We start from the raw sequence: 16,998 nt of genomic DNA, 5'->3' as shown, positions 1-16,998 counted from the left end.
TCAAGGCCCTAACTATGCCACTTACTGTTACCCTTGCCAAAGGCAAAGAAAAATCGTTATTACGTCGTCATCCATGGATTTTCTCTGGTGCGATAAAATCTACCCAAGGAAAAGCCCTGTCAGGTGAAACTGTAGACATAGTTGATGCCCATGGCAACTGGCTAGCAAAAGCAGCTTGGTCTGATAGCTCACAAATTCGCGCAAGGGTGTGGAGTTTTGAACCAAATGAATCCATCGACTTAGCTTTTTTCATCAACAAAATCAAACAGGCACAAACATTGCGCGATGATTTGATTGCCGAAAAAGGCCTCACCGGCTATCGCCTCATTGCTGGAGAAGCGGATGGTTTGCCCGGCATTACTATCGATCGCTACAATAATGTCATGGTTTGCCAACTGCTGTCGGCCGGCGCTGAATTTCAAAAACCGGCCATCATTGGCGCTCTGCAAGCCCTTTACCCAGACTGCGCTGTCTATGAACGTTCAGATGTGGCGGTAAGAAAAAAGGAAGGCTTAGCTCTGACTCAAGGCTTGCTCGCTGGCACTATGCCAGAAGGTGACATCGTCATTAGTGAAAACAACGGCGTTAAAATCAAAGTGGATATAGTTAACGGCCATAAAACCGGCTTTTACTTAGATCAACGTGACAATCGCGCCATCGCTGCAAAATACGTTAAAGATAAAACCGTACTTAATTGTTTCTGCTACACCGGCACTTTTGGCGTTTATGCCCTAAAAGGCGGAGCTAAACACGTACAAAATGTCGATGTATCAGATTTAGCGCTGGCCACCGCTAAAGAAAACGCACAACTTAATCAGCTAGATTTATCAAAAGCCGAATTTATTAATGAGGACGTATTCTCCCTGCTACGTCGTTACCGCAACGAAGGGCGCACCTTCGATACCATTATTCTCGATCCGCCTAAGTTCGCCGAAAACAAGTCACAAGTAGTAAAAGCATGCCGCGGTTACAAAGACATTAATATGATCGCCATGCAACTACTTAATGAAGGAGGCACATTGCTAACTTTTTCATGCTCAGGCTTGATTTCGGGCGAGCTGTTTCAAAAGGTAGTGGCAGATGCGGCAGTAGACGCAGGTAAAGATGCCTATATTGTTGAGCGCATGTCTCAAGCTGGCGATCATCCAGTCAAAACAAACTACCCAGAAGGCTTTTACCTTAAAGGGCTAGTCGTTAAGGTTTATTAAGCTTGGTTATTAAACAGTAAAAACCACGCTAGTGCTGGTTTTTACTGTTACTTATTCGGTAACGACTTTGCCCCCGTTAGCTTTAATATCAATAGCGAAACAAAAAACACCCCAATAAACCCACCTAAAAAGATGACAGGCATTACGCCATAGCCTAGTACATGCCATATAATTGACTCGAGAGTACTCATATAAATTGCTCCTTATTTGTGTTGAGTATAAGCCGGAAAAAAAGCCAGAAATTGTGATACATCAAACTTTCCCGTAAACATCTCTAAAGAGGTAACCGCCGTTTTTATCCAACACTAACGATAAATGCAGCAGACCTATAGTTGGAAAAAATATCGGCAACCCAGCATCCATCGCTTTCAGCCACTATCATATTAGATAAAATTTAGTCACTTAACCGTTTACATGAAGAAACAAGGCTCAACTAATGCTTGATAAATATGCTCTTAAAATCATCAACCCCCTTACCCAACTAAGCGCTCAGCAGCTTGATAAGGTTGGACTATCGGCTAATCAGGTTTCTCTCATTGGCTTCATTCTCGGCTTAATAGCGGTGCCATTATTAGCATTACAATATTACCTACCTGCCTTATTTTTTATTGCATTAAACCGCATTGCTGATGGCTTAGATGGCGCGCTGGCAAGACGTCATGGCGCGACCAGTGCAGGTGCCTTCTTAGATATTAGTTGTGATTTCATTTTTTATTCTGCGATTGTACTGGGCTTTGCCCTTGCAAATCCAAACGAAAATAGCATTGCTGCTACGACCTTGATCCTAAGTTTTATGGCTACGGGATCAACATTTTTAGCCTTTGCCATTCTTGCGCAAAAACATCAATTAGAAAACATTGAATACCCCAGTAAAGGCTTCTATTACATTGGTGGGATCACCGAAGGTACGGAGACTATTTTATTATTTTTAGTATGCTGCTTACTGCCACAGCATTTCAGCATTATTGCTTACGGGTTTGCCTCGCTTTGTTTTATCACCGCCGCCATTCGTCTCTATAGCGGTTTCGTTACGTTACAGAAATTCGAACAACGGGTTGCGGTTAAAAACCGGCCAGTGCCTTAACGATAATATCCTCTATACCCATTTATTGCCTTAGGCTACGTTAGCTAGGTCACAGTTGTGACGATAAAAAGAGTTACAGTTAACGCTTTATCAAACAGAAAATTGATTTCAATCCATGTCAGATTTAATCTTTGTGTTATGCGCCCACGTGAATAATAAGAAAAAGAGTGGAGCTCGGTTGTTTGGTTAATGCAGTGTCATTAGCTTAGTAAGAGTTAACGCGCCATCTACACCGCAAATTGCAACGCTTATTTTATTGGCCCTTACTCCAATAAAATAACGTTGCATTTTTTTATCCGCTATTTTTATCTCTAATTACCCCAAGTTCTGGATAAGTAAAACAGTATAGTTTTCCTGCAAAAATGCGATAAATAGGCCCACCTAAAACATAACGTTGAACTTTGCTTTTGACATTGTTGCGGGAAATGCCCCTATACCCGTTGCGTTTTTACCCTTGAAAACGAAACTTTACAGTAAAATACCCTGTATTCGTTCGTTATTGGCTTAAGTAAAGCTGAAGTGAATGACCTCTGCTCTATCTCAAGCTATCTGCCAACACGGCAAAATAAAAAGCCCAACACGAAAAAACATGATGGGCTCGAACTTCCGATCTAGCTAAACCGTAACTCAACTTGCCATTGCTAAAGCCTTAGCTTGGCTAAAGTCGGTTTTACCTGAGCCTAATTTAGGCACTTGTTCAACCGACATCCAACTTGATGGGATCATCAAGGGGTTAACGCCCGCCTCTAACATTGCTTTTCGCACTTGGTCTGTGGCTAACTCACCTTCATACAACAAAACAATCTTCTCACCTTTTTTCTCATCGCTCAGTGCAACAGCGACAATTTGCTGATCAGGGGCTAAATGTTTAGCGACCGCTTGCTCAAGCGCTCCCAAGCTGATCATCTCGCCGCCGAGCTTAGCAAAGCGAGAATACCTATCGATGATAGTTAAGAAGCCATCTTTATCTATTTGCCCTTTATCTCCCGTCACATACCATCGGGCACCATCGATTTCTTTAATTACTTCTGCCGTTTTTTCAGGGTTGTTGAGGTAGCCTTGCATTACCTGCGCCCCACCTATTAAGATCATGCCCGCTTCGCCGGTCGGCAACTCGGTAAAATCGTTCGGATCAACCACTTTAAAGCTAGTGCCCGGTAGTGGCATGCCCACAGTGCCAACTTTGCCACCTATTTGCACTTGCCACCACTGCGTATCCAGTTGATCAGGCAAATTCACACTGGCCACAGGGGTCGTTTCCGTGGTGCCGTAGCCTTCTAAAATAGGACGATTGAATTTAAGCTCAAAGCTTTGTCTGACTTCTGGATTAAGGCGCTCAGCACCTGCCACCACTAAGCGTAATGAACTAAACATTAATGGATGAAGTTTCTTACTCTTACTATAGATGCGTAAGAATGTAGATGTACCACACATAATAGTCGCGTTATGCTTGGCAACCGCCTTACCGATACCAAGGGCATCTGTTGGGTCGCTATGACATACCATAGGCAAGCCTTCAACCAACGGCATAAATTGTGTTACCGTCAAACCAAAGGCATGGAATAACGGCAATGACGCCATCACCACGTCACTTTCCTGGGTGTTGAGCACATCTGAAATCTGCTTAAGATTAGCCATAATATTCTTATGACTTAGCATGACCCCTTTGGGTGTACCTTCACTGCCACTTGAAAACAATATCGCCGCCGTCGCGTCAGGTTTAACCTTTTTGCAGTACAACAATCGCAACAACCAAGCGGGTAATAAGCGTACTGAGAATAAGGTCAACGCCTTTTCACGCATGCTAATACCTTGGTTTAACTCCTCAAGATAAATAACCTCTTTACCTTCAAGCACAGGGGCTAAATCAATGCAACGTTTTTCTAGCTGCTTAATAAAGCGTTTCGCGGTATATATAGTGTTAACATTGGCTTGTTCAAGCCCCGCAATAAGCGCATCACTACTGGCAGTGTAGTTTAAGTTTACTAAGGTTTTTCCCCGTAATAACGCTGCCATATTAGCCAACACACCACCGACACTAGTGGGCATTAAAATGCCCACGTTTTGTCCCACTATTTGTTTTTTCATCCGCCTTGACATGCAGATGGCACCTGTTAACGCTTTGTATGCCGATACATCACCGCTGATGCTATCCGTTAATGAGACATTGTTTTTAACCCGCTTTACACTACTCACCCAAGCACTACCAATGCTCGGTAAAGTTTCCACATGGCTCTGCCAAGAATGCACTGATAAATCAAACACGCGGCGCTTTAGTACATCAACAGGCGTGTCTTTGGCTAATGCAGGGCCGAAAGCCACAATTAAATCACGAGACATTCCTTGAGCACTGGTGCGCTTTAATCGTTCTGATGACCGGCTAAATTGACTGCCCCATAAACCACGCAAATAAAACGGCACGATTTTAATTTCTGTTTCACAGGCATCACAAGCCTTCTCATAGCCACGTCTAAACTCGGCTAAGTGGCCGGTGCGACTAATGGTCCCTTCTGGGAATAGAGCCACAGCTTCACCTGCATCCAGTAACTCTGCGATAATGTTTAACGACTTAACACTTGAGGCGCCAGATTCAATAGGCACGCAACCCACCAAATCAAAAAACCACTTTAGGTACCAGCGTTGATATATTGCCTTAAGCATCACAAACCGAATTGGTCGTGGGCAAGCAATTTGTAAAATCGCCCAGTCAATCCAACTAATATGGTTACCGAGTAATAGCAAACCGCCTTCACTAGGAATATTCTTTATCCCTTGCACTGATATTTCATAGCGGCGCGATAATACCCAACGAACCAAAATACGCAGTAAACTCTGTGGCAATTTGAAGATAGTATAAGCACCACCAATAACAGCAACCACAGCAGTAAAACCAAGCAAAAACTTGCTGTCTAAACCATAAACCGCAGCCCCTGCCGTGATCAGTAAAAAGCTGGCCATGGCCACGTTTTGTACCCAGTTATTAACGGCTAACACCCGGCCCATTTCATGCTCGCCAGCATGAAATTGAATTAAAGCATTAAGGGGCACAATGAAAATACCGCCCATGGTGCCCACCACAAGGAAACAAAGGGCTTGGGTTAAAGAAGAGTCCATATATGGCAAGGCCCACAGCGCGAGTGATATACCCACCGCGCCAATAGGAACTAACCCCGTTTCAATATGAGACTTTGACCAACGACCAGCCAACCATGAACCCAACGCAATACCAACCCCAGTTGTGGCAATAGTACCTTGGATCACTAAGGTGTTGGTCACATCAAAGTATGCTTTGGCATAAGCGGGAAATGCCGCTAGCAGCATTTGACCAATCGCCCAAAACATCGCAAGGCCAATAATAGATAAACGGATCACCATGCGATCTTTAAGAGGACTTAAGCTTTGCTTCATTAAACGGCCAGTGCGATAAGCAGACCAGTCAAAATCGTTGCTTTGGTCGTCAGCTTCAAGTTGTGGCAATCGATACACCATCACCAGCTCAATCAAAGCATTAGCGATTAGAATCCAGCCTAATGGCGCAATCAATAGTAATATCGCTTCAGGTGTCACGGCGTCAGGCTGATAAAAAATTTCAAACAGCAACGAATAAACTAACGTACCCGATAAAATTGCAACGATAGACACCGCCTGTACCATACCGTTTGCCTGCGCTAAACGCTCTTTACCAAATAAGGGTTTGATATAACCAAACTTTGCCGGCGAATAAAGTGCTGATTGCACTGCTAATAAGAAGGTCATGGCAAACGCTGGCCAAAATAAGCCGAGATAGTAACAAGCGGTGATACCGATGGTCAGAGCGACAGCGGCCCAAGCGGCCCCGCGCATCACCTTATTTTTCGGATGGCGATCCGATAAAAAACCCGCGGGTGAAAGCAACAATATAAAAGGAAGCAAAATCAGCGCATTGACAATAGCGGTCAAAATAATTTGCTGCTGACCATCGTATACCTTAAATACCGTATTTTGAATGATAATTTTATGCCCTAAATCGACAAATGAATTCAAAAAAACAGCAAACAAATACGGTAATGCACCGGCATATTGCCAAAGCTTTTTCATAGTGTTCCCTTAATATAATTCCTATCTGCAACATGATACATGGATAGGTTAATCCGTCAGCTTAATAAACGTGACAAATTCTACATTATAGTGAGGAGTTTTTGATAGATAAGATTAACTCAATGGCAAAGCTTTACTTTTTCATCGTTAATTGCAAAGGAATATAAAGTTATTATCATATGAATATTGCACCAGTGTTATATCACTGTTAATGTTGGCTAAATTTTAAAATGAGTGAAACATCATGCGTAAACTATTTACTTATTCATTATTAAGCTTAGCTATCAGCACTGCTCCTGCCCTTGCTTTTGAAATAAATACCGGTCTCCTTGATGCAGCCAAAGACGCTGGCAAAGCGATCACCTTATCGGATGCGGAAATTATCGAATTAGGTCGCGAATCGGCAGCGGCTTATGATGAACAAAGCAAAGTATCACCGGCCGATTCAGAGTACAGTAAGCGTTTGGCTAAACTAACCAAAAAACACTTAAAAGAAGATGGGTTAAATCTGAACTTTAAAGTATATGAAGATTCGAATGTAAATGCTTTTGCCCTACCTGATGGCAGCATCCGTGTCTATTCTGGCTTAATGGACATGATGACAGATGAAGAACTGATTGGTGTGATCGGTCATGAAATTGGCCACGTTAAATTACAGCACACTAAAACGCAGTTCCAAAAAGCTTACGCTGCCAGTGCTGCGCGTAAAGGCGTTGCCTCTCAAGGAGGTGTGGCTGGTAATCTCGCCAAGTCACAGCTAGTCGATTTAGCCGATGAAGTCATGAAAGCGCAATTTTCTCAATCAGACGAGCTAGGCTCAGATGATTACTCATTTAAGTTTATGAAAAAACATGGCTACAAGCGTGAAGCCCTTGTAAGCAGCTTTAGAAAGCTAGCCGGTTTAGGCGATGTCGACAGCATCACTTCAAGCCATCCCGCTCCATCTAAACGTGCAGAGCGATTAGAGAAACAACTGTAACGCTAGTTTTAACGCAAAAGACTGCAATCTAAGCGTTTGCCGGCCATTTATGGCCGGCTTTTTCTTATCTGCTCGCATTTGAAACTGGCTAAGCCATAACTTGGATAAGCAACATAGTTATTCACCCTATCGCCAAGCTGGCCATGAATGTAATGCCGAGTTAACTCGGCAGTTTGTATTTAAACTTACTAAAACCAACTATTAGCGAAAGCATACTTTTTTCACTTATCTAAAGGTAAGTATCAGCTGAGCTTCATTCATTAGCCGTCCTTTGATTGATTAATACTTGCTGTATTTTCTGCCGTTTTAGCTGCAGTCGCCCCGCTCAACCATGCTCCACCTTGGGTATAGCTAACAAACCACCATTTACCCCATTTGATTAACTGTGTCGCAATCCATAGCGACCAGAGCAACATCAACACACGATAAACCCAAATCGGTAAACTATAAACCTGCACTAAAGGTAACGCGCCAGATGTCACTTGGTCTTGAAAAAACTTATACAGATAAGCGCTGCTGCCATTACCCACCACTTGCATATCCGGTGTCGCCAATAAGCCGACAGGGATAACCAGCAGTAAAATAACTAAACAAATAAAAGTCAGTAACAAGAGCCCGACTTGCAACATGTTAAACTGCCACTGCGCCAACTTGTTGGGCACAACAAATTGATTTCGATAAGCGGTCGCGAAAAACAACAGTGCAAACGGCACTACGCCATAGCTACTCACAGTTGAAAAACCTAGCCCTAATAAAACCCAAGCCATGGTGTTAACCGGTAAAGTAAGGCTTAACTTTCTGGCCAGCACAGGAAGGGCTAGCGCACCTAACACAACCACACCTAACATGCCCCAATACAGCATAGAGGCACCTAATGCAGGCCCAGAGATAAACAATAACCAACGATCACGAGGTAATTCAAACTCGATATCAATATTGGATACTTTGCCCGGCAGTTGAATGTTTGCACTGGTTTCAGCCCAACTTAGCACCCTAGGCAACTGAAATTTAACCTCAATTTCTTGCTCACCTGGATGCAATTGCACCACCGCACTGGTAGGGCTATTGATACTTAAATTTCGACCGTTATGCGTTAACGCCATAATGTTGGCATCCGCTGCAAGATCTATCTTATAGTCGATTCCTTGACTGGCTCGAACCTTTAGTTTCAAGGTCATGGCTTGGGTATTTTTACCTGCGACATGTAACAATGTGGCTTTTTCAGTGGTGAATACACTGCCACTAACGCCTTCTGGGCGTTGTACCTGAATGTCTAACTGCTCACCAGCCCAAGGCTTCCAGAGTGGTTGCAACTGCTCAGCCTGAGCATCAGATTTGACCGCTGCAATACCACTATAGCTAACATGCCAAAGCGAAGATGGGATCACACGCCAACGTTCAGAATAAGCATTGCTTTTCCCAGCTTGTAAGCTTATCACTGGCGTCGCTGGCAAAGTAGAATGCCACACATAGGTTCTTTGCCCTTTAGGGATCTGTATCATCACCGCGCCATCATTACGAACCTCAAGACCTGACAACACTTGTTCGCCCGGTAGTAAAGCAACAGTGAAAGTTGCTGACTCATTCAGGGGCGATAATTTTTCAACTTGGGTTTCCACTTGCCATTGATTCCCCAAGCTAATTTTCCGATGTACGATGGCATAAGGTTTCACTGGTAATGGTGTCAAGTTATCATTCGTATCAACGACCATGGCTTTTTTTGACACTAGGCCAATGTTATTTTTCAACACCACGCCATCTTGTATGCCATCAACCAACCAATCCGGTGTATAGCTGGTAAAATTATGGATAGCTAAAGGTAAACTAATCGCAATTTGATGATTTAAAATAGGCCCTTGCAGCACTACCTGATGTTGTCCTTTTGCGACATAGATAAACGGGTTACCTTTGTCTTTACGTAAGATAGCTGATTGATTATCAAGACTAATGGAATCTGCTTGCCAAGTATTACCTGCGCTAGGTAGCGCAATCGCTACATCAACACTTGCCACTACATTAAACGACAAACGTAATTGCCCCTCACGGATTTCTAAATGGCCTTGGTCGAGTGACACACAATGAGGTAAACAATCTGGCGCTGCCAATAATCTTGCCTCATATTCCGTCAGTAAATACTCAGGTGGGAAATCTTGCGCTTGACTTGGCTCACTGATTAACGTGCCAGTGCTTGCTAAGGCAATAAGCAAGCCTATCGAAGCCATTGAACTGGTATTTTTAGAAGTCTGGCTTGTCCCCTTTGTGTCGGCATCTAGCGATGATTTAAAGCGGCCCACTTGCACTAATTTCATCACTGTCACTAACGACATCGCACTTAATAATAAGACATTTAACACTCGCCATAGGGCCGTCATCCAAGGGGATGAATAAATGACATCAATGCTCTGCGTGGCCAAGACAACACCTGTCGCATTAATATAGAAGCGATTCCATTGCCAAGTCGGTACTCCTGGCCCAGTTTGTACGCGATCATTTTCTCCCACTTGATAAGGAGATAGCTCTTTAACGCCAGCATAGCTGTCAGGACGCCCACTGCGTTGCAGCTTTTTCAAATCTTGACTGCTACTTTGTTGCTCTTTTATCGTCATCGGACTAGCACTTTTTTGGGATAATTCGGCCAAAGGATCAATTTCATCAAAACTATTCTCAACTGCAGACTCAAGCTCAAGATGGGTGTTCATCGCATAATGGCTAATACCAGGCTTCTCTAAACTGGGGTACAGCGCCAAACGCAGTGATGACACACTAAATACCACTATGCTAAGCACTAAAATAAACACAGGGAACAAGGCAAATCGCGACACCCACACTTTGTACTTTCCGATGGGCAGTGAGGCCAAACCAATCAATAACAACAATAGGGCCCACAACAAATTGGGCGCTTTATCTTCATGAAAACTTAATATCAACGTTACGGCCATCAGCATAGCCCCTTTCACGCCCAATAACTTATTCGCTACCGCAACCAAAATCATCAACCAAAAGATATCCCATAAGTTCCACTGTTGGATCCAAGTACCTGCTACACCGTCGACACCACTGGCATGAAGTGCTCGCCAACCCGGTGGTAAATGAATGCTGGCACTGAAACCTGTCACGTCATTTTGCCAACCCACCGCATTAAAATGACGAATATCGTTAAGAGAACTTACCGCTTCAAGGTTGATTTGTGGACTGCGTATCTCTACCCCTTGCTGACCGTCAAGCTCTGTTATTAACACTGCTTGCTCATTAACTAACGCACGACCAGCCTGCATTTCACTATCAGCATTGAGACGCCAGCCTTGATTCATTTCGCCACGAACTAAGTCTTTAACCACAGCACCTTGACCATTAAATGCCAGCCAAATTTCGCGTCGAATATTGATGGTATTGCTATGTCCCTTACTGGCCTGTGATGTTTTGCTAGTAAGTTGCAAGGCTTGATTAGCCTGTAGCCGATAAGTGGGTAAATTTTTCCATTGTGCGGGAATATCAACTAAAGACGTATCAACACTTGTTGCACCGGTTAGGGTAACCTCACGCCAATGGGGATCACTAGCGAAACTAATGTATTCATGTTCAGGCCAAGCCGTAGATAACTTATTGGTTTGAAACGAGGTGATATTACCAACCACACGACTTTGCAATTTTATTTCATGGACCCCGGGCTTAACTTGCACCCTTAACATGCCATTCTCTTCTAATCGAGCGGGTAGGTTTGACTCGAGTTGAAGCGTTTTAATGTTATCCCATGAGACCTGGCCGATTTCTACTTCACGCGACTTACCACTAACAAACAGTTTAATCTGCGTTGTTAAGCCCATCGGCACATCATCGCTTAACATGCGATACACTTCTACGCGCAAGGTATCTTTAGCACTCTCCGTCCCAGTCAGTTTTTGTGCAAAAATCAGTTGGTTGTTGTTAATGGTGGTGGGAAACCGCTGATCATTTTTGACAATATTCAGCAAAGCTAAATCATCTGGTAATGCTAGGCTTGTCGGCAAACGTGACCAAAGGTACGTTCCGGTGATCAGGTGACGCCCTTTGCTTAATTGCACATAGGGCTTACCTCCCTTATCGAGAACCAACGCGGGTTGTTGATTGACCAAGAGTTGTGTTGGCCAATGAGATTGATTGCCTGGTAAGCGTACCTCACTCGCACGCGAAAATACTTCAACTTGCATCTCAAAACGCATCCCCTCGCTTATTAATTCACCTTTAAATTGTGCAGGCCAACTACAGACTCGTTGCTTGCTAGCCGACATCAACCAGGGACAGTCAAGCTCAGGATGCCGCTCTTCTACCCATTGTTGCCAGCTTGGTGAAAGGGCAGGATCATCGGCAGCTTGGGCGAGATTAAACAAACAACTGCATAAGATGAATATAAGAAACAAGCGAGTTAATCGCATCTCTAAATCCTTTTTAAATAGGCATAAAATTGATAAAAAACAATCGTAAACTTATTTAACCTGTAGAGCTTTAGTTAGGGTTACGTTTTCGATATAAATATGAGTAATAAGTCATTAACGTTGCCTGGCTCACATTTTAAGCCGAGGCTGATATTCTAGGCAGAGGTGTAGAAAAGAATATTGTTCGGGTAAGATAAGGCTTTGGGGTCAGCCCTTATATTGTTAGTCGCGAAGAAGGTATAAAAAGTGAAAAACGTGGGCTTTGGCTGCAGCAATTTTAGTCTGGCAGTATATATCGAAAACAAACCTGCTATGGTGGCTTATGAAAACTTGGATGTGATAAAGCCATTAAGCACTGGTGAGATACAACATATTGGCTTGGAATGTGGAAACGGTTGGCGCAAGGTGTTTAATGTATACACTAAACTGTTATATGCCCTTGATCTAGACTGGTTTAAGTTTGCTTGTGCCGCCCCCTCTTGGCAAGCATACCGAGATCAACATTTGCTGCAACAAGGCAGTGCTACCGCACTATTATTTAGCCCACCAGTAATAAACCATGACAGCCAAGCCTTACACATTATTAGTGGTAAAACCTATGCCAACAAATTGCTCCTCGCTGGTAAAATCAACTCCGGTCTAATTTGGCTTGATGAGCAATTTGCCATTGATGTAAAAAGCAGACTAATTGTCTGCCCTTACTTTGATTACAGACAACTGTCTAATGAAAAAATTGACCGTGTAGCGGATTACTTAATTCAGCTGGTGAAAACCAAATAAAGTACCTACTCCATTTTGAGCTGTGTTCCACAAAATGGGCAATAATTAACTAAAATCATGCTGTGGTATATGATCTCACCAACGGCTTCTGCTTCTCCCATTGCCACTTCTTCTTCATCAGCATAGTGAATACCGTGTAGTTGCCACGCATCTACAGGCTCATCTTGACTGATGTTGCAATGCACTAATCGATCAAATTTTGGATAAGCATTTTGTTGGCAACAATGTTCTGCGTCATATTCGCAGTCGGTCATTTCACCTAATTCAACTAAATTCATAGATCCTCAAGGGGTATTTTGGTGTGCTTTAAATTAACGTCTTATACAGATCAACAGCTTGTTGATAACGGCTTAGCTGCTCGGGGTCGCTCATCTTGGCTTTTTGTTGCTCAAGATAAAACTCTGGCTCTTGGCCACTGCGTACTTTCCATACATCGTATGCCGCTTGTTTATCTAGCTCTATGGCTTGTTTCTCGTCCGCTGGCAATAAAGCCAAATTAAAGGTCGTCATTGCATTTCCAAATAAAAAATCGCCCGTAGGCGATTTTAACGAAAGTGATGCAGCCTAACCAGCATTTAAACGCTAGCTGTGTGCTTACTGTGTAGCTTAATGTTGATCATACGTAACGTGGCGCCAATACCGGCCAAAACTTGGTTAGTGTTAACCCCGCGAGTACGTAATACCTTACCATCATCACGCCATGTCACAATACACTCGGTTAATGCACTGGTTTGCCCACCGGGCGGAATACGCAGCTCGTAATCAAGCAATTCAGGAAAATCAAACTGCTCTTCTTCATTCAGCACTTGTTTCATCGCACTGATAAAGGCATCAAAGCCACCGTTACCACTGCCTGCTGATTTACGAATGCTGCCATTAACCGACACGCGGATACTGACAACAGACTCTAAATCCATCCCCGAGGTGATCGAGCAATTAAGCAATTGAACGTGGTTATAATCTTTACGCTCGAGCAAATCAGCCACTAAAAACGGTAAATCTTCAGGTGTGATACTGGCCTTTTGATCGCCCAGTTTAACAATACGTTTGAGTAGCATGCGTTGCTGTTCGTCGCTGAGCTCAATGTCCATGGCTTCTAGGTTTTTCGCCAGCGACGCTTTGCCGCTCATTTTACCCAGCGCATAGCTACGCTCACGGTTAAAGCGTTCAGGAGTTAAGGCTGACATATACAAGCCGCCTTTTTTATCGCCATCAGCGTGAATACCACTGGTTTGAGTAAACACATCAGCGCCAACAATCGGAGTATTATCTGCTATTCGCTTACCAGAAAAATTTTCCACTAACTGGCTAATATGATGCATTTGACTTTCATCAATGCCCACTTCTAAACCCAGCTTATCTTTTAACACCACCGCCACTTCAGCAAGAGAAGCATTACCGGCACGCTCACCTAAACAGTTTACGGTACAATGAATAGAGCTAATGCCCGCTTTAACCGCAAACATCGCATTGGCGGTGGCTAAGCCGTAATCATTATGAGGATGAAAATCAAACTTAGTGTCAGGGAAACGAGTTAACATATCTGACAGGCTATCGAATACCTCATCAGGTGACATCACACCTAAAGTGTCAGGCAGCATGAAATGCTCGATGCCACTGTCAACTAACTTTGCCACCATATCATAGACATACTGGGGGCTATCTTTATAACCGTTAGACCAATCTTCGAGATAAATATTCACCCGTAAGCCTTGGCTTAAGGCATAGTCAACGGTTTGTTTAATATCGGCAACATGCTGATCAAGGGATTTCTTAAGCTGCTCGCTGCAATGCTTTAAACTGCCTTTAGCAAGCAAGTTCAGTACCTGTCCACCCGTCTCTTTGATCCAATCAACACTTAAGGTATGGTCAACAAAGCCTAATACCTCAATTCGTTCAACTAAACCTTCAGCCGTTGCCCATTCGTTGAGCTTCTTAACCGCTTCTTTTTCACCCTCTGATACACGAGCCGAGGCAACTTCAAGGCGGTCAATCTTAAGCTTTTGTAACAGCGCTTTGGCTATACTGACTTTTTCAGTTGGAGGAAAAGACACCGACTGCGTCTGTTCACCATCACGAAGGGTTGTGTCCATTAAAAGCACACGGCGGTTTAATTGTCCCATGCTGCATTTCCTTGTTTCACGTAACAGTTACACGTAAAAATAATGGTGTAAAAAAAAGGCGCAGCGAATGCCGCGCCCTTCATCAACTAAGGTTGCATAAGCGCGAAGCTTATTTCCACAACCAAGGTAGTTGTTGTTTATGCTTTTCTTCGAAAGCTGTGATTTTGTCTTCGTGCTTGAGTGACCAGGCGATATCGTCTAATCCTTCAAGTAAACTTTGCTTGCGGAATGCGTCAACTTCAATTTTGATGACAATCCCACCTGGGGTAGTTAACTTTTCCGCTTCTAAATCGACAGTAAACTCAACGCCTTCATTAGCACGAATTTCATCCATTAAGCTGTCCAGCTCAGCTGGCGTAACTTTAATAGGAATGATGCCGTTTTTGAAACAGTTACTGAAAAATATATCAGCGAAGCTAGTAGAGATAACCGTATTAAAACCGTAATCTTCAATTGCCCATGGCGCATGCTCACGAGATGAACCACAACCGAAGTTGTCACCCGCCACTAAAATTTTAGCGCCTTTAAAAGCAGGATTGTTCAGTTCAAAATCTGGATTTGGCGTGATACCGTCATCCAGAAAACGCCAATCGTGAAACAAGTGGATACCAAATCCAGTACGCTCAACCTTTTTTAGGAATTGCTTTGGAATGATTTGGTCAGTGTCTACGTTACTGCGATCCATTAATGCCGCAATACTAGTGTGTTTTTTATATGGTTGCATTTATTACTCCAAACAACTTAGTGAGGCGATTAAGGATTAGTCCCAATCACGGATGTCAACAAACGTACCCGCAACAGATGCGGCAGCGGCCATAGCAGGTGACAGTAGGTGTGTACGTCCCCCTTTACCTTGGCGACCTTCAAAGTTACGGTTTGATGTAGACGCACTGCGTTGTCCTGGTGCTAATTGGTCACCATTCATCGCTAAACACATTGAACAGCTTGGCTCACGCCATTCCCAACCAGCTTCAACAAAAATTTTGTCTAGGCCTTCGGCTTCCGCTTGATTCTTCACTAAGTAAGAGCCTGGTACCGCGATGGCTTGAATGCCTGGCGCCACTTTTTTACCTTTTAACAACTCAGCAGCGGCGCGGAAATCTTCAATACGACCGTTGGTACAAGAACCGATAAAGATGATGTCTAGTTTTACATCTGTTAACGATTGGCCTGCTTCTAAGCCCATGTATTTAAGCGCTGATTCAGCGGCTTGTTTTTTGATTTTGTCATCAAAGTCATCTGGGCCAGGAATTGGCGCATTAACATTAATTACTTGTTCAGGTGACGTACCCCAGGTTACTTGTGGTGCAATTTCAGCAGCATCAAGTTCAACCACAGCATCAAATGTTGCGCCTTCGTCAGAAACTAGAGATTTCCAGTAGGTAACAGCCGCATCCCAGTCATCACCTTTAGGCGCAAACTCTTTGCCTTCAAGGTAATCAAATGTCGTTTGATCTGGCGCGATCAAGCCTGCACGAGCACCACCTTCAATCGCCATGTTACAAAGGGTCATGCGCCCTTCCATGGTTAGGTTACGAACCGCTTCACCAGCAAACTCGATAACATAACCAGTACCACCAGCTGTGCCTATTTTGCCGATTACCGCCAGTGCTATATCTTTAGCGGTTGCAAATTTGGTTAGCTTGCCATCCACTTTGACTTGCATGGTTTTAGATTTCTTCTGTTGCAGCGTTTGTGTCGCCATAACGTGTTCAACTTCAGAAGTACCAATACCAAATGCCAGCGCACCAAACGCACCGTGAGTGGCTGTATGGCTATCGCCACAACAAGCCACCATTCCTGGATGAACAAAGCCATGCTCAGGTACAACAATATGAATAACACCATTATTTGGGTTTTCCATATCGTAAAGATTTAAACCGTGCTCTTCACAGTTTGCAGCCATGGTTTCAATTTGCTTTTTCGCAATTGGATCCACTAGCACTGCGCGGCCTGCTTTAGTTGTTGGCACACAGTGATCCATAGTAGCAAGTACACTATGTGGGTTACGGATTTTACGATTCTTCAGCTTCATGCCTTCAAAGGCTTGTGGGCTGGTTACTTCGTGCATGAGCTGTCTGTCAACGTATAGCAGAGGCGTGCCGCCTTCTGGCTCGTGAACTAAATGACTGTCCCATATCTTTTCATACATCGTTTTATTCATTGCTTCCCTTACCACTCTTCACTTTGCGTTACCACGCAAATCAACCGCTGATAATAGTATTAAAATCTTACCCATCATTTCGGTGGATCAGCTGAAAATCGCAATATTAAATGATCGATAGAATTGGCTCAAGCTAGAAATAATAAATTAAGCCAACACTGCAGTTTAAAA

12 protein-coding genes are annotated in these 16,998 nt (G+C 43.6%); 4 read left to right on the top strand and 8 right to left on the bottom strand.

Annotated elements, in window-relative coordinates; all coding sequences use genetic code 11:
* The first annotated feature begins 14 nt into the window (after positions 1–14).
* Positions 15–1,208: a class I SAM-dependent methyltransferase gene (locus tag Q4519_RS07365; protein ID WP_303511269.1), complete on the top strand. Its 1,194-nt coding sequence runs from the start codon at positions 15–17 to the stop codon at positions 1,206–1,208.
* Positions 1,209–1,255: 47 nt separating this feature from the next.
* On the opposite strand, the gene Q4519_RS07360 is transcribed toward Q4519_RS07365, so the two are convergent.
* Complete coding sequence (locus tag Q4519_RS07360) at positions 1,256–1,399, bottom strand: TIGR02808 family protein (RefSeq protein WP_303511266.1); 144 nt, start codon at positions 1,397–1,399, stop codon at positions 1,256–1,258.
* Positions 1,400–1,644: 245 nt separating this feature from the next.
* Here Q4519_RS07360 and Q4519_RS07355 point away from each other — a divergent pair, with 245 nt between their 5' ends.
* Complete coding sequence (locus Q4519_RS07355) at positions 1,645–2,292, top strand: CDP-alcohol phosphatidyltransferase family protein (RefSeq protein WP_232801289.1); 648 nt, start codon at positions 1,645–1,647, stop codon at positions 2,290–2,292.
* Positions 2,293–2,919: 627 nt separating this feature from the next.
* Here Q4519_RS07355 and Q4519_RS07350 read toward each other — a convergent pair.
* On the bottom strand, positions 2,920–6,369 hold the full coding sequence (locus Q4519_RS07350; RefSeq protein ID WP_303511261.1) for an acyl-[ACP]--phospholipid O-acyltransferase: 3,450 nt from the start codon (positions 6,367–6,369) through the stop codon (positions 2,920–2,922).
* A gap of 244 nt (positions 6,370–6,613) precedes the next feature.
* Between Q4519_RS07350 and Q4519_RS07345 the strand changes: the two genes are divergently transcribed.
* Positions 6,614–7,348, top strand: coding sequence for a M48 family metallopeptidase (locus Q4519_RS07345; RefSeq protein WP_303511258.1), 735 nt, complete (start codon positions 6,614–6,616; stop codon positions 7,346–7,348).
* Between the two features lie 260 nt (positions 7,349–7,608).
* Here Q4519_RS07345 and Q4519_RS07340 read toward each other — a convergent pair whose 3' ends face one another.
* Positions 7,609–11,760 carry a hypothetical protein gene (locus Q4519_RS07340; protein WP_303511255.1) on the bottom strand — a complete coding sequence of 1,384 codons (4,152 nt, stop codon included), beginning with the start codon at positions 11,758–11,760 and terminating at the stop codon, positions 7,609–7,611.
* Between the two features lie 246 nt (positions 11,761–12,006).
* Between Q4519_RS07340 and Q4519_RS07335 the strand changes: the two genes are divergently transcribed.
* Positions 12,007–12,540, top strand: a complete 534-nt coding sequence (locus Q4519_RS07335; RefSeq protein WP_303511252.1) for a hypothetical protein — start codon at positions 12,007–12,009, stop codon at positions 12,538–12,540.
* A 5-nt stretch (positions 12,541–12,545) separates the two neighbouring features.
* Here Q4519_RS07335 and Q4519_RS07330 read toward each other — a convergent pair whose 3' ends face one another.
* The 5 genes from Q4519_RS07330 to leuC form a co-directional block, all read right to left on the bottom strand.
* Positions 12,546–12,818, bottom strand: coding sequence for a hypothetical protein (locus Q4519_RS07330; RefSeq protein WP_232801294.1), 273 nt, complete (start codon positions 12,816–12,818; stop codon positions 12,546–12,548).
* Between the two features lie 28 nt (positions 12,819–12,846).
* Entirely contained in the window at positions 12,847–13,050 is a 204-nt protein-coding gene (locus tag Q4519_RS07325; RefSeq protein ID WP_232801295.1) for a DUF3283 family protein, read from the bottom strand.
* A 65-nt stretch (positions 13,051–13,115) separates the two neighbouring features.
* Positions 13,116–14,663: an alpha-isopropylmalate synthase regulatory domain-containing protein gene (locus Q4519_RS07320; RefSeq protein ID WP_232801296.1), complete on the bottom strand. Its 1,548-nt coding sequence runs from the start codon at positions 14,661–14,663 to the stop codon at positions 13,116–13,118.
* 109 nt (positions 14,664–14,772) lie between these two features.
* Positions 14,773–15,387, bottom strand: a complete 615-nt coding sequence (leuD, locus tag Q4519_RS07315) for a 3-isopropylmalate dehydratase small subunit (protein ID WP_232801297.1) — start codon at positions 15,385–15,387, stop codon at positions 14,773–14,775.
* Between the two features lie 36 nt (positions 15,388–15,423).
* Positions 15,424–16,827: a 3-isopropylmalate dehydratase large subunit gene (leuC, locus tag Q4519_RS07310; protein ID WP_303511248.1), complete on the bottom strand. Its 1,404-nt coding sequence runs from the start codon at positions 16,825–16,827 to the stop codon at positions 15,424–15,426.
* Positions 16,828–16,998: the final 171 nt, after the last annotated feature.

The organism is Motilimonas sp. 1_MG-2023, assembly GCF_030547455.1.
GTDB lineage: Bacteria > Pseudomonadota > Gammaproteobacteria > Enterobacterales > CBDFNC01 > Motilimonas.
Note: the sequence above shows the minus strand (reverse complement) of the source record. Positions and strands in the feature narration are given on the sequence as shown.

Excerpts from the sequence above, each read along its gene's own strand:
- Q4519_RS07365 (WP_303511269.1), top strand. The coding sequence starts at position 15 with ATGCCACTTACTGTTACCCTTGCCAAAGGCAAAGAAAAATCGTTATTA.
- Q4519_RS07360 (WP_303511266.1), bottom strand. The coding sequence starts at position 1,399 with ATGAGTACTCTCGAGTCAATTATATGGCATGTACTAGGCTATGGCGTA.
- Q4519_RS07355 (WP_232801289.1), top strand. The coding sequence starts at position 1,645 with ATGCTTGATAAATATGCTCTTAAAATCATCAACCCCCTTACCCAACTA.
- Q4519_RS07350 (WP_303511261.1), bottom strand. The coding sequence starts at position 6,369 with ATGAAAAAGCTTTGGCAATATGCCGGTGCATTACCGTATTTGTTTGCT.
- Q4519_RS07345 (WP_303511258.1), top strand. The coding sequence starts at position 6,614 with ATGCGTAAACTATTTACTTATTCATTATTAAGCTTAGCTATCAGCACT.
- Q4519_RS07340 (WP_303511255.1), bottom strand. The coding sequence starts at position 11,760 with ATGCGATTAACTCGCTTGTTTCTTATATTCATCTTATGCAGTTGTTTG.
- Q4519_RS07330 (WP_232801294.1), bottom strand. The coding sequence starts at position 12,818 with ATGAATTTAGTTGAATTAGGTGAAATGACCGACTGCGAATATGACGCA.
- Q4519_RS07325 (WP_232801295.1), bottom strand. The coding sequence starts at position 13,050 with ATGACGACCTTTAATTTGGCTTTATTGCCAGCGGACGAGAAACAAGCC.
- Q4519_RS07320 (WP_232801296.1), bottom strand. The coding sequence starts at position 14,663 with ATGGGACAATTAAACCGCCGTGTGCTTTTAATGGACACAACCCTTCGT.
- leuD (WP_232801297.1), bottom strand. The coding sequence starts at position 15,387 with ATGCAACCATATAAAAAACACACTAGTATTGCGGCATTAATGGATCGC.
- leuC (WP_303511248.1), bottom strand. The coding sequence starts at position 16,827 with ATGAATAAAACGATGTATGAAAAGATATGGGACAGTCATTTAGTTCAC.